Source organism: Pseudomonas sp. 3MAES_34.3B (assembly GCF_058145875.1).
This window is the reverse complement of record NZ_CM176960.1, coordinates 4,560,222-4,573,541: the sequence shown is the minus strand read 5'-3', so window position 1 is coordinate 4,573,541 and position 13,320 is coordinate 4,560,222. Positions and strand designations below refer to the sequence as shown.

The 13,320-nt window shown below is 65.2% G+C and carries 9 protein-coding genes; 6 read left to right on the top strand and 3 right to left on the bottom strand.

All coding sequences use genetic code 11. The features are described from left to right. The first annotated feature begins 4 nt into the window (after positions 1-4). On the top strand, positions 5-586 hold the full coding sequence (gene ampD / locus AC3Z8Y_RS20390; protein WP_490087327.1) for a 1,6-anhydro-N-acetylmuramyl-L-alanine amidase AmpD: 582 nt from the start codon (positions 5-7) through the stop codon (positions 584-586). Continuing rightward, positions 583-1,425, top strand: a complete 843-nt coding sequence (gene ampE / locus AC3Z8Y_RS20385; protein WP_490087326.1) for a regulatory signaling modulator protein AmpE — start codon at positions 583-585, stop codon at positions 1,423-1,425. Before ampD ends, ampE begins: the two co-directional genes overlap by 4 nt. 70 nt (positions 1,426-1,495) lie before the next feature. Here ampE and AC3Z8Y_RS20380 read toward each other — a convergent pair whose 3' ends face one another. Both AC3Z8Y_RS20380 and cra read right to left on the bottom strand, forming a co-directional pair. Continuing rightward, on the bottom strand, positions 1,496-2,275 hold the full coding sequence (locus AC3Z8Y_RS20380; RefSeq protein ID WP_490087325.1) for a TatD family hydrolase: 780 nt from the start codon (positions 2,273-2,275) through the stop codon (positions 1,496-1,498). A gap of 3 nt (positions 2,276-2,278) precedes the next feature. After that, complete coding sequence (gene cra, locus AC3Z8Y_RS20375) at positions 2,279-3,271, bottom strand: catabolite repressor/activator (RefSeq protein WP_490087324.1); 993 nt, start codon at positions 3,269-3,271, stop codon at positions 2,279-2,281. Positions 3,272-3,613: 342 nt separating this feature from the next. Between cra and ptsP the strand changes: the two genes are divergently transcribed. The 4 genes from ptsP to AC3Z8Y_RS20355 all read left to right on the top strand — a co-directional run bounded on the left by ptsP (position 3,614) and on the right by AC3Z8Y_RS20355 (position 10,814). After that, positions 3,614-6,478 (top strand): phosphoenolpyruvate--protein phosphotransferase, encoded by a 2,865-nt coding sequence (gene ptsP / locus AC3Z8Y_RS20370; protein ID WP_490087323.1) that lies wholly within the window; start codon positions 3,614-3,616, stop codon positions 6,476-6,478. Beyond that, positions 6,478-7,434, top strand: coding sequence for a 1-phosphofructokinase (gene pfkB / locus AC3Z8Y_RS20365; protein ID WP_490090057.1), 957 nt, complete (start codon positions 6,478-6,480; stop codon positions 7,432-7,434). Before ptsP ends, pfkB begins: the two co-directional genes overlap by 1 nt. Further along, a complete protein-coding gene (locus AC3Z8Y_RS20360; RefSeq protein WP_490087322.1) occupies positions 7,431-9,161 on the top strand; it encodes a PTS fructose-like transporter subunit IIB in 1,731 nt (576 codons plus the stop codon). Before pfkB ends, AC3Z8Y_RS20360 begins: the two co-directional genes overlap by 4 nt. 99 nt (positions 9,162-9,260) lie before the next feature. Continuing rightward, complete coding sequence (locus AC3Z8Y_RS20355; protein ID WP_490087321.1) at positions 9,261-10,814, top strand: alkaline phosphatase D family protein; 1,554 nt, start codon at positions 9,261-9,263, stop codon at positions 10,812-10,814. A 108-nt stretch (positions 10,815-10,922) separates the two neighbouring features. Here AC3Z8Y_RS20355 and AC3Z8Y_RS20350 read toward each other — a convergent pair whose 3' ends face one another. Then, positions 10,923-13,274 (bottom strand): PepSY domain-containing protein, encoded by a 2,352-nt coding sequence (locus tag AC3Z8Y_RS20350; RefSeq protein ID WP_490087320.1) that lies wholly within the window; start codon positions 13,272-13,274, stop codon positions 10,923-10,925. Between the last annotated feature and the right edge of the window lie 46 nt (positions 13,275-13,320).

The window sequence follows — 13,320 nt, the reverse complement described above, 5'->3', positions numbered from 1 at the left end:
CCTTATGCGCCTCGATGAGGTCCGTCTGGATCCCGTCACCGGGTGGTGCGATGGCGTGCGCCGTTGCCCCTCGCCCAACTTCAATACGCGGCCCTGCGATGAAGTGTCGCTGCTGGTCATTCACAACATCAGCTTGCCGCCGGGGCAGTTCGGCACGGGCAAGGTGGTCGAGTTCTTCCAGAACCAGCTAAACCCTGCCGAGCATCCCTATTTCGAAAGCATTGCTGCGATGACGGTCTCGGCGCACTTTTTGATCGAGCGCTGCGGTGCAATCACGCAGTTTGTTTCGTGCCGTGACCGGGCCTGGCATGCGGGCGTGTCGACGTTCGATGGCCGCGAGGGCTGCAACGATTTTTCACTGGGGATCGAACTGGAAGGCACGGACGAACAGCCCTATACCAATGCCCAGTACGCCAGCCTGTGGCACCTCAGCCAGCAGTTGCTGAGTGTGTACCCGGCCATCCTGCCTTCACGCATCCAAGGCCACTGCCACATCGCGCCGGGGCGCAAGACCGACCCGGGGCCGGCGTTCGACTGGCCTCGTTACCTTTCCAGCCTGTCACCTGTCGAGGAGGGGCGCGCGTGAGCTTTCTGGTGTTGCTGATCGTTGTATGGGTCGAAAAGTTTTCTGCCTGGCGCTCGCGCATTCAGCGTGATGGCTGGCTGATCCGGGAACTGAAAACACGGGAGCGCCAGCCGAGGGCCGAGCAACGGCCCTGGTGGCTGCTGGCAGTGCTGGTAGGCCTGCCGGTGGCGTTGATAGCCGTGTTGCTGTGGGCACTTGGCATGGTTGCTTACGGCTGGCTGGCATTGCCGGTGCACTTGCTGGTGCTGCTTTACAGCTTGGGCCGGGGTGAGCCCAAGGCCGCCATGGGGCCGCTGCGTGACGCCTGGCGCCGCGGCGACGCCCAGGCGGCCTTGCATGTGGCCGAACGTGATCTGGGCGTAAGCGCGCAAAGCCCGCAGGCGCTGACCGAGCAGGTCGAGGGATGGCTGCTGTGGCAGGCGTTTCAAAGCTTCTTCGCGGTGGTGTTCTGGTACAGCCTGCTTGGCCCTGCGCTGGCATTGGCGTATCGGCTGACCGCACTGGTTGCCGAGCACAGCGAAACGCCGGCCCTGACAGAACGGGCGCTGTTGCTGCGGCATGCCCTGGACTGGCTGCCTGCCCGCCTGTTGGCCGCAAGCTTCGCGCTGGTGGGTAACTTTGTGGCCGTATGCCGCTGGATGCTGCATGAGCTATTGGACTGGCACGGCGCGGCTTCGCGGTTTGTGGCGCACACCGGCCGGCTGGCCGCAGACCTCGCTACGCCCGCCAGCGATGCCGAGCCCGTGGCCGGCCTCGATGCGCTATGGGCCTTGCTGCAGCGGGCGGCGGTGTTGTGGTACGCGCTGTTCGCCTTGTGGACGTTGTTGTATCGGGGATAATTTTCCTGAAACACACAACCCTGCGGGGCCGGTCGCTGTGGGACCGGGCAACGCCCGGGAAGATCCGGCTCTACCGCCAGCCCAACACCTCATAGGCATTGCGGCTGCTGGCGTCGGCCAATTGTTCAGGGCTGACCCCGAGCAGCTCGGCGAGCGCCCGGCAAATGTCCGGCAGATGCACCGGGCTGTTCCGCACGCCAGCGTGCATGCTCGGGGCCATGTCGGGGGCGTCGGTTTCCAGCACGATGCAGTCCAGCGGTAACCGGGGCACTACCTTGCGCAGGCGCAACGCCTGGGGCCAGGTAGGCGCGCCGCCAAGCCCGAGCTTGAAGCCCAGCTTCAGATATTCCCGAGCTTCTTCCCAGCTGCCAGCGAACGCGTGTATCACCCCGCGCCGGGGCAGCTTGTAGCGCTTGAGCGTGGCGATCACCGCCGCGTGGCAGTGCCGAACGTGAAGCAGCACCGGCAGGTTGAAATCCACCGCCATCTGAAGTTGCGCCTCGAACAGCCATTGCTGGCGTTCGCGGTCCAGGTCCTTGAGGTAGTAATCCAGCCCGAATTCACCCAGCGCACACAGCCGCGGGTGCCCGGCGAGCCGCTCGAGCCATGCTCGCAGTTCATCCACATGCGCCTGGGTATGCTCATCGAGAAATACCGGGTGCAGCCCCAGCGCCGCATACAGGCGCGGGTCTTGTGTTGCCATGCGCCATACCCTGTCCCAGTTGGCGCGATGAACCCCCAGCACCACCACCCGCTGCACGCCCGCCGCTTGCGCGGCATCCAGCAGCGGGCTGCGGTCGGCGTCGAAATCCGGAAAGTCCAGATGCGTGTGAGTGTCCACCAGGTTCACGGGCTACTCGTCGATGCGTTTCTTGAACGTACGAGGAATGGCATGCAAGCCGGGCCGATACTGCTTTTCTTCCAGTGCCGTAAGCGCGACGTCCAGCGCACGGGTGGCGATCAGTTCGTGCTGTTGGGCCATGGCATTGATCGGTAGCGGCAGGAAATCCAGCAACTGAGTGTCACCGAAGGTCCCGAGGCGCAAGGCGCGCTCGGCGGGGGCTCGGTCTTTCAGAACATCGAACACCCCCTGAAGCAACACGTACGAGGTGGTCACCAGGGCGTCGGGCAGGCCGCCCAGTTCAGCGATCAGTTCGTTCATCAGGCGCTGCCCGCATTCCCGGCTGAAGGCCTCGCCCTCACGCACCAGCACCTTGCCCGAAAAGTCGGCCAGTGCCTCCCTGAAACCGCCCGCGCGCTCCTCACTGATGCTCAGCTCCGGCCGCGCGCCGATCAGCGCGATATGCCGGGGCGCAGGCTTTAGCAGGCTGGCGGTGAGCAGGCGCGAAGCCTCCCGATCATCACTGATCACCGAACAGAACTGGGCAGGGTCCATCTGCCGGTCAATGGCAATCACCGGCGTGCCGCGGCTTTGAATTTCGCGGTAGCAGCCATCGTTTGCCGGCAGGCAACTGGCCACGAACAACGCGTCGCAACGGCGGGCGCGGAACAGCTTCTGCAACTGCCGCTCGCTGTCCGGGTCGTCGTCAGAGCTGGCAATCAGCAACTGATACCCGCGCGCCCGTGCCTGTTGCTCCAGAATCTTCGCAATGCGCGCATAGCTGGGGTTTTCGAGGTCTGGCAGGATGAAGCCCAGCGTGCGCGTGCGCTGGCTGCGCAGGCCGGCGGCTTGCGGGTTGGGCGTGAAGCCGTGCTCGTCCACGACGGCGCGCACTCGGGCAACGGTTGTCTGGCTGATGCGCTGCTGCGCCGCCTTGCCGTTGATGACGTAGCTTGCGGTGGTCACCGAGACCCCGGCCAGCCGAGCAATATCGCTGAGTTTCAAGCAAAGGTTCCTTGTATGACGGCCCGGCACCCCTGTGCTCAAAAGCCAGAGCCAGACCGCATTGTCGCTGATCCTGGGCCAGAGCGGCAGGGCCACGTATTCGATACTGCCCGACGGCGGGCTTTCCATTGCTGCGCGAATTCGAGTAACGTTCGCTGCTTGATAGATTAAACGTTTCAGCTTGAGCATCCGCGATGAAGTGCTGTCCTGCGGGTCTCAACTTTAGCGGCACGCCGCAGCGGTAGGGCGGGGCATTGTTAATTAATGAGAATAGCCTCGCGAACTGAAACACTCACAACAATACCTGAGCGCCCGTCCAGCGGCGCATGAAAGGAGTCAGGCATGCTCGAGCTCACCTCAGAGCAGATTTCCATGGGGCAGGCTGCCGCCGATAAACCTGCCGCGTTGCGCCTGCTGGCCGAGCGGCTGGTCGCCGATGGGCTGGTGGCTGAAGGTTACCTGCAAGGCCTGCAAGGCCGGGAGGCGCAAGGGTCGACCTACCTGGGCCAAGGCATCGCCATTCCCCATGGCACCCCCGCCACGCGTGATCAGGTATTCACCACCGGCGTGCGCTTGTTGCAGTTCCCCGAAGGGGTGGACTGGGGCGACGGCCAGCAGGTGTACCTGGCGATCGGTATCGCGGCCAAGTCGGATGAACACCTGCGCCTGCTGCAGCTGCTGACCCGCGCGCTGGGTGAAACCGACCTGGGGGAAGCGCTGCGGCGTGCGAGCACGCCTGAAGCGCTGCTCAAGCTGCTACAGGGCGCGCCACAAGCCTTGGCCCTGGATGCCCAGATGGTAGGGCTGAGCGTGCCCGTCGAGGATTTCGAAGAGCTGGTTTGGCGCGGCGCTCGCTTGCTTCGCCAAGCTGATTGCGTGAGCTCGGGCTTTGCTGGCGTACTGCAGCAGCTGGCGCCTTTGCCGCTGGGCGAGGGCCTGTGGTGGCTGCACAGTGAGCAAGATGTGAGCCGGCCCGGCCTTGCCTTTGTGACCCCGGAGCGGCCGCTGGCCTACGACGGGCAACCGGTGAATGGGCTGTTCTGCCTCGCCAGCCTGGGTGAGGCCCATGAGGCGCTGCTTGAGCGGCTGTGTGCCCTGCTTATTGCCGGTAGAGGTGAAGAGCTGTTCCATGCCGCCAACAGCCGAGCCGTGCTCGAAGTGTTGGGCGGCGATGTACCCCCGGATTGGCCCAGCGTGCAGGTGACCCTGGCCAACGCACACGGCCTGCACGCGCGGCCCGCCAAAGAACTCGCACAGTTGGCCAAAGGGTTCGAAGGTGAAATACACGTGCGCCTGGTGGGCAGTGGCGAGCCGGCTGTGTCGGCCAAAAGCCTCAGCCGCCTGCTAAGCCTGGGCGCCCGTCGCGGGCAGGTGCTTGAACTGGCAGCCGAGCCTTCCATTGCCGCGGATGCCTTGCCTGCGCTGTTGGCAGCGATCGAGCAAGGGCTGGGTGAAGAGGTGGAACCCTTGCCGCTTGCCACGCCTGAGGCGCTGGAAGCAGCCCCAGGCGTGCCCGTCGATGTTCCGGCCCCTGCGGCAGGCGCCACCCTCCGCGCCGTGGCGGCAGCGCCCGGCATTGCCATTGGCCCCGCGCACGTGGACGTGCCGGAACACTTTGACTATGCACCCCGCGGCGCGTCCCCGGCCGCTGAACAACACCGCCTGGAAGGCGCTGTCGGCGCGGTGCGTACAGACATCCAACAGCTGGTCGAGCGCGGCGCCGCCCAAGCGATCCGGGATATTTTCATTACCCATCTGGAAATGCTCGATGACCCGGCCCTGACGGAGGAAGTGGCTCAGCGCTTGCGCCAAGGGGACAGCGCCGAGGCCGCGTGGGTAGCCGTGATCGAAACGGCCGCCAAGCGCCAGGAGGCCTTGCACGATGCGTTACTGGCCGAGCGCGCCGCCGACCTGCGCGACATCGGCCGCCGGGTACTTGCCCAGTTGTGTGGGGTAGAAGCCCGCCGGGCTCCGGATGAGCCGTATGTATTGGTGATGGACGAAGTAGGGCCGTCCGACGTGGCTCGCCTGGACCCTGCCCGGGTTGCCGGCATTCTCACTGCCCGTGGCGGTGCAACGGCTCACAGCGCGATCGTTGCCCGCGCCTTGGGCATTCCGGCCGTGGTGGGCGCAGGCGAGGCCGTGCTGCGCATTGCCCCGGGCACCACCCTATTGCTCGACGGCCAGCGCGGCCTGGCGACCGTGGCCCCGGCCGAGGCGACACTGGTGCGTGCCCGTACCGAGCGTGACGAGCGTGCTGCCCGGCTGGCGGCTGCTGCAGAACGAAGGCACGAACCGGCCGTCACCCAGGACGGCCATGCCGTGGAAGTATTCGCCAACATCGGCGAGGCGGCGGCCGTGGCCAAAGCAGTGGAGCAGGGCGCGGAAGGTATTGGCCTGCTGCGCACCGAGCTGATTTTCATGGCGCACCCGCAAGCGCCGGACGAAGCGACCCAGCGCGCCGAATACCTGCGCGTGCTTGACGGCCTGGAAGGGCGGCCGCTGGTGGTGCGCACCCTGGACGTAGGCGGCGACAAGCCATTGCCTTACTGGCCGATCGCAGCCGAAGAAAACCCCTTCCTCGGCGTGCGCGGCATACGCCTCACGTTGCAACGCCCGGATGTGATGGAAACGCAACTGCGTGCCCTGCTGCAGGCCGGGAAAGGGCGCCCGCTGCGCATCATGTTCCCGATGGTGGCCACCACTGAGGAGTGGCGCCAGGGGCGGGCAATGGTCGAGCGCCTGCGCCTTGAGCATCCGGTCGAGGATTTGCAGGTAGGCATCATGATCGAAGTGCCTTCGGCTGCGCTGCTGGCACCCGTGCTGGCTGCGGAAGTGGACTTCTTCAGCGTCGGCACCAATGACCTTACCCAGTACACCCTGGCCATGGACCGCGGCCACCCTACGCTGTCCGCCCAGGCGGATGGGCTGCACCCTGCCGTGTTGCAACTGATCGACATTACCGTGCGCGCCGCCCATGCCCATGGCAAGTGGGTAGGGGTGTGCGGCGAGCTGGCCGCCGACCCCGTGGCGGTGCCGCTGCTGGTGGGGCTTGGCGTAGACGAGCTAAGCGTGTCGGCGCGCAGCATCGCCGAAGTGAAGGCGGGCGTACGCGCCCTCACGCTGACCAAGGCGCAAGCGCTGGCGCGGCAGGCGCTGACAGCCGCGAGTGCGGGCGACGTACGTGCCCTGGTGGAGAATGCATGATGGCAAGGATACTGACGATTACCCTCAACCCCGCCCTTGACCTTACCGTGGAGTTGGCAACCCTGCGAGTCGGCGAGGTGAACCGTGGCGACGCACTGCATGTGCACGCTGCCGGCAAAGGCCTGAATGTGGCACAGGTATTGGCGGACCTCGGCCATGAACTCACCGTGACCGGCTTTCTGGGCGATGACAACAGCGCACGCTTCGAAACGCTGTTTCGCGAGCGCGGCTTCACCGATGCCTTCGTTCGAGTGCCCGGCGAAACCCGTCGCAACATCAAACTGGCCGAGCGTGACGGGCGCGTGACCGATGTGAACGGCACCGGCCCGGAGGTATCCGCCGAGGCCCAGGCGGACCTGCTGGCACGGTTGCCCGATATTGCCAAAGGGCATGATCTGGCGATCGTGGCCGGCAGCCTGCCGCGCGGCGTGAGCGTGGAGTGGTTGCAGCAACTGCTCGACGCCTTGCGCGGGCTGAATGTGCGGGTAGCACTGGACACCAGCGGCGCCGCGCTGAAGGCCGGCCTGGCCTGCCAGCCCTGGCTGGTGAAGCCCAACACGGACGAGCTGGCCGAAGTGCTGGGCGCCTGCGTCGAGCACCTCGGCCATCAGGGCACCGCCGCCAAGGCGCTGCATGCTCGCGGTATCGAGCACGTGGTGATTTCCCAGGGCGCCCAAGGCGTGAGCTGGTTCCGGCCTGGCCTTGCCCTGCACGCTTTGCCACCCACGGTGGCGGTAGCGAGCACGGTAGGGGCCGGGGATTCGTTGCTGGCGGGGATGGTCCATGGCCTGCTGACCGAGGCCAGCGCGGAGAACACGCTGCGCACCGCTACCGCCATTGCCGCCATGGCCGTGACCCAGATCGGGTTCGGCATTGCTGACCGCGCGGCGTTGGCCGGGCTGGAAAGTGGGGTGAGCGTTCGCCCCCTGGCAATTGTCGAGGAGGTGTCGCCATGAAGCTCGCCATTATCACCGCCTGCCCGAACGGGCGTATTTCCAGCGTGCTCAGTGCTCGCCTGCTCGATGGCGCCGCCCAGCGCAGGGGCTGGAGTACCTGCGTGGAAATCTACGATCCGCAGCATCCGGAACGGCACCTGTCGCCGCTTAACATCGAGGAGGCGGATTGGGTGCTAGTGGTGAACACCGGCCCGGTGGACCTCTCCCGACTGCGCGGCAAACGGGTATTTCAGAGCACGCCGGCCGAAGCACTGGGCAACGTGGACGCGTTCCTCGACCGTGCAATGGCCGAGGCGCGACCCTACGAGCCCGGCGCCCAAGCCCCTGTGGCCAGAACCACCGAGCAGCCTCGGCTGGTCGCGATCACGGCCTGCCCCACCGGTGTAGCGCATACGTTCATGGCGGCCGAGGCCCTGCAACAGGCGGCAACGCAGCTGGGCTATTCATTCAAGGTTGAAACCCAGGGCTCGGTGGGCGCGCGTAACCCGCTCAGCGCCGAAGACATCGCGGCCGCGGACGTGGTGCTGCTGGCCTGTGATATCGAGGTGGCCACGGAGCGCTTTGCCGGCAAACGGATTTTCCGCTGTGGTACCGGTATTGCCCTCAAGCAATCCAAGGCCATGCTGAACAAGGCCCTTGCCGAAGCGCGGGTGGAAGGTACCGCAGTGGCCGGTGGCGCCGCGCCTGCCCGCCAGGAAAAACGCGGCGTGTACAAACACCTGCTCACAGGCGTGTCGTTCATGCTGCCGATGGTCGTGGCCGGTGGCTTGTTGATCGCGCTGTCGTTCGTGTTCGGGATCGAGGCCTTCAAGCAGCCGGGAACGCTACCTGCCGCCCTCAAGCAGATCGGCGATGCCGCGTTCACCCTCATGGTGCCCTTGCTGGCAGGCTACATCGCATGGTCCATCGCGGACCGCCCGGGGCTAGCCCCCGGCCTTATCGGTGGGCTGTTGGCGAGCACGCTCGGCGCTGGCTTCATCGGCGGCATCCTGGCGGGCTTCATCGCCGGGTACAGCGCCAAGGGCATCACCCGGGCGGCGCGCTTGCCGGCCAGCCTGGAGTCGCTCAAGCCCATTCTGATCATCCCCTTGCTGGCGAGCCTGCTCACTGGCCTTGTGATGATCTACGTGGTGGGCGCGCCCGTCGCCGGAATGCTTCATGCCCTCACAGACTTCCTCAACAGCATGGGCACCACCAACGCGGTGCTGCTGGGCATTCTGCTGGGCGGCATGATGTGCGTGGACCTCGGCGGCCCGATCAACAAGGCCGCGTATGCGTTTTCCGTGGGGCTGCTGGCCGGGCAGACTACCGGCCCGATGGCAGCGACCATGGCCGCCGGGATGGTGCCGCCGATTGGCCTGGGCCTTGCCAGCCTGCTGGCGCGCAGCAAGTTCGCCCAGGCTGAACGGGAGGCGGGCAAGGCGGCGGTTATTCTGGGGCTGTGCTTCATTTCCGAAGGGGCCATCCCGTTTGCCGCCAAGGACCCGCTGCGGGTTATACCGGCTTCCATGCTGGGCGGGGCCCTTACCGGGGCACTGTCGATGTACTTCGGTTGCAAACTGGTAGCGCCGCATGGCGGTTTGTTCGTGCTGTTGATTCCCAACGCTATCAACCACGCCTTGCTGTACCTGCTGGCTATCGTGGCGGGTAGTCTGCTGACTGCTGTGGTGTACGCCCTGCTCAAGAAAGCCGAAACGGCCCCCTTGGCAGTGCCCGAAGCCGCCTGAGCCGCGGTCGGCCCGGGCATGCCTGGGCCGGCCGTACATGTTGCTGTCATCTTTGTGCCGTTTATTAGGCTCCTTCATACCCCGTGAAGGAGCACCCCCATGAGTGAATTCCCCATTGCCCGCCGTCGCCTTCTTCAGGGCGTGGGGGCAGGCTTGCTGCTGCCTGGCCTCGCCCCGGCGGTGCTGGCCTCGGTGAAGGATCGGCCGCAGGTGACCGATGGGGTGCAGTCGGGCGACCCGCTCGGTGACCGGGCCATGATCTGGAGCCGTTGTGACCGCCCCGCGAAGCTTGTGGTGGAGTGGGATACCCGCAGCGTGTTCAGCCAGCCGAGGCGGGTGACCTCGGCATTGGTAGATGCCAGCAGCGACTTCACCGGCCGTGTGGAATTGAACGGCCTGCCGCAGGGGCAGGCGATCTTTTATAGGTTGTGGTTCGAAGACGGCAACACCGGTATAGCCAGCGAGCCATGGTTCGGGCACTTGCGCAGCGTGCCTGCCCAGGCGCGGGACATTCGCTTCGTGTGGAGCGGCGATACCGTGGGGCAGGGCTTCGGGATCAACCCGGACATCGGGGGTATGCGCATTTATGAGGCCATGCGCCTGCGCCTTCCGGATTTCTTTATCCACAGCGGCGACACCATTTACGCTGATGGGCCGGTACCGGCGCAGCTCACCACGGAAGACGGGCGCATCTGGCGCAACCTCACCAGCGAAGCCAAGAGCAAGGTGGCCGAAACATTGGGCGATTACCGCGGCAACTACCGCTACAACTTGATGGACGAGAACGTACGCCGGTTCAACGCCGAGGTGCCGCAGATCTGGCAGTGGGACGACCACGAAGTGGTGAATAATTGGTCGCCCAGCAAGCAACTGGACGAGCGTTACCACACGCGTGACATCCAGCAGTTGGTGGCGCCGGCACGCCAGGCCTGGCTGGAATATTCACCGATGCGCCCGCAGCAAGGCGATGGGGGGCGGCGGGTTTACCGGCGTATCCCGTACGGCCCCACGCTGGATGTGTTCGTGCTGGACATGCGCAGTTACCGTGGCGGCAACGATGCCAACCTGGGCGAAACCCTGAATGCTGACAGCGCCTTCATGGGGCGTGAGCAATTGGATTGGCTTAAGGCAGAACTGACAGCCTCCCGCGCGCAATGGAAGGTAATCGCCGCCGACATGCCCATTGGCCTAGGTGTGCCCGACGGCGAGGTAAGCCCCGGGGTAGGGCGTTGGGAAGCGATTGCCAATGGTGACAACGGGCCGGCCAAGGGCCGCGAGCTGGAGATGGCTGAATTGCTCAGCCACCTGCGCCAGCAGCAGGTGAAGAACACGGTTTGGCTGACGGCCGACGTGCACTACTGCGCGGCCCATCACTATCACCCCGATCGCGCGGCGTTCCAGGATTTCGACCCGTTCTGGGAGTTCGTCGCAGGGCCATTGAACGCCGGCAGCTTCGGCCCCAACCCGCTGGACCTCACCTTCGGCCCGGAAGTGGTGTTCCAGAAGGCACCTGCGAAACAAAACGCCTCGCCCTTCGCCGGGTACCAGTTTTTCGGCGAAGTGAACATCGCTGCACACAGCGGCGAACTCACCGTCACCCTGCGCGACTTGGATGGGGTGGCGGTGTTCGAACGCAAGCTCGAGCCGGCTTGACAGCACGGGGCCATGGGCCTGCAGGATATCTATGCAGCCCCATGGCTCCTATGGGAGCTGGGGACCGGCCATCCGGCGAAGCCTGCGAATTGCCAGGCTCGCGACACGTTAATACACATCTCGCCGATACCGCCCGCTGGCGATGAGCGCATCTACCTCGGCGTCGCCGAGTACTTCACGCAAGGCGGCGTCCACGCCTTGGGCCATGCCTTCCAGGCTGCCGCATACATAGATCGAGGCGCCGTCCGCAATCCAATGGCGAAGGCCGGCAGCGGCCTCTCGCACCACATGCTGCACGTAGCGTTTTTGCGCCTGATCGCGGGAGAACACCGCGTCCAGGCGGGCAAGGTCACCACTCCCATGCCAGCCCTTGAGCTCGGTTTCATGGAAGAAATCCGTAGCGCTGTTGCGCTCGCCGAAGATCAGCCAGGTACGGCGCTGGGCAGCCTGGATACGCGCCTTGGCCAGCCCCAGCAAACCGGCCAGCCCGCTGCCGTTACCGATCAGGATCAACGGCCGGTCATCCTCGGGTAGGTGGAAATTGCTGTTGCGCCGTACCCGGGCCTCTATCACATCGCCCAAGAGCGCGGCTGTTGTGAGCCAACCGGAGCACACGCCCAGGCGACCATCGCTCAGGCTATGCTGGCGCACCAACAGTCGTACGCCGCCGTCGCTCGGCAACGACGCGATGGAATAGGCCCGGGGTTGGGTAGCCAGCGCCTGGCATGGTGGCAGGATTTCCAGTACGTCACCTGCCTGCCATGAGGCGTGCGCAGGCGGCGTAAGCTCTAATTCAAAGAGCGGGGCGCCGGCACTGCCGGGGTTAAGCAATGTACGCTGGGCCAGCCGCCACTGTTGCCATGGGGCGGGCCCTGTTTGTACGTCACCGGCCGCGCAGTATGCCGCCAGAAGGGTATTCCACTGTTCCAGGCTGGCAGGGTCGCCATTGTCCACTTCTACAGCCGGGAACAGCGCTCGTGCGCCCTGGGCGTCGAGCCAGCCAGCCAGCTTGCGGCCGAAACCACAGAGCGCGGGATAACTCCGGTCGCCGAGCGCCAACAGGGCATATTCCAGTTGCGGCAACGGCCACTGCCGTACCGCCAGCTGCTTTTCGAACAACCGGGCCGAGTCCGGGGCTTCGCCGTCACCGAATGTGCTCACCACAAACAACGCCCGTTGCGCGTTCTTCAGGTCGCTCTCGCTCACAGCCGCTAATGCTACAACGCGTGCGCCCTGGCCCCCGGCCTGCAGCCTGGCCGCCGCCTGCCACGCGAGCTGTTCAGCGAAGCCGCTCTGGCTGGCAAACACCACAAGCCAGCCTTCCCGGTGGCCGTCCAGCCCTTGTTGGCTGAGGCGGATGTGGCGCTTCTTGCGGCGTCGGTCCAGGTACAGCAGCCAGCCGGTGATGAAAAACAGCGGCATGCACAGGCTGGCCGCGGTCATCAACAGCCGGCCGGTCAGGCCAAAGAAGGCGCCGGTGTGCACTGCGTAGTTGCTCGAAAACAACTGCTCCCCAAGCGGTTTGTCGGCATAGCGTTCATGCTTGAGCACCGCGCCGGTCACCGGGTTGAGCACCATCTGGTTGAAGGCACGGTCATGGGGTGAGCTGGCGAGCAGGTAGAAGCCATTGGCGGGCTGGCCGGGCGCTACCGGCAGGCGCAGGTTGATGCTGCTTGTATCGGGGCCACCGGCCTGTTGGATCGAGGCCCAGATCGCATCCCAGTTCACTTGTGGCGCGGGGCCCGGGGCGGGGCGGCCTCGGGCTTCGCCACCACGTTGTGCCACGACGGTGCCGGTCAGCACGCGTGAGGCCCCATCGCGAAACCAGTCGTAAGACCAGATCAACCCGGTAACCGCGGCAATCAGATAGAACAGCAAACACCAGGTGCCCGCCACCGCGTGCAAGTCCCAGTTGAACGCCCGGCCTTTTTTCGCCCAGTTGAACGTTAACCAGGTTCGCCAGCGCAGCGGGTTTTTTGGCCAGCGCAGGTACAACCCCGAGAGGCAGAAGAACAGCAGCATCAGCGTGCAGGCCGCGGTGATTTGCTTGCCGGTTTCACCGATGGCCAGAAAACGGTGCAGCTGTAGTACAAAGCCGAAGAAGCCTTGGCCCACTACGCGGCCTTGCAGCTCGCCGGTGTAGGGGTCGAAGTACCGCATGGGCCCTCGACGCTGACCGGGTGCCGGGGCATAGAAGGCCTGTGACGCCGGCCCGGTGCCGATATGCACCCACATCCCGGTGACCTTGCCGGCGCCCTCGGCTTCAAGCCGCTGCACCAGTTCGGAAGCGGGCAATAGGCCTGTTTCCCGGGCCTGCACTTGCGAGGTATCAGGGTTCAGCGCCTGGAGTATCTCTTCCTGGAAGGAATACAACGCGCCGGTCAGGCCCATCAGTGAAAGCACCAGGCCTGCGGTAATACCGAACAGCCAGTGAAGTTGGAAAATGGTTTTCTTGAACACGACGCCTGCCTGCTGGCTGCAATTGCGAATGGCCCGAACAGCAAAA

Excerpts from the sequence above, each read along its gene's own strand:
- ampD (WP_490087327.1), top strand. The coding sequence starts at position 5 with ATGCGCCTCGATGAGGTCCGTCTGGATCCCGTCACCGGGTGGTGCGAT.
- ptsP (WP_490087323.1), top strand. The coding sequence starts at position 3,614 with ATGCTCGAGCTCACCTCAGAGCAGATTTCCATGGGGCAGGCTGCCGCC.
- pfkB (WP_490090057.1), top strand. The coding sequence starts at position 6,478 with ATGGCAAGGATACTGACGATTACCCTCAACCCCGCCCTTGACCTTACC.
- AC3Z8Y_RS20360 (WP_490087322.1), top strand. The coding sequence starts at position 7,431 with ATGAAGCTCGCCATTATCACCGCCTGCCCGAACGGGCGTATTTCCAGC.
- AC3Z8Y_RS20355 (WP_490087321.1), top strand. The coding sequence starts at position 9,261 with ATGAGTGAATTCCCCATTGCCCGCCGTCGCCTTCTTCAGGGCGTGGGG.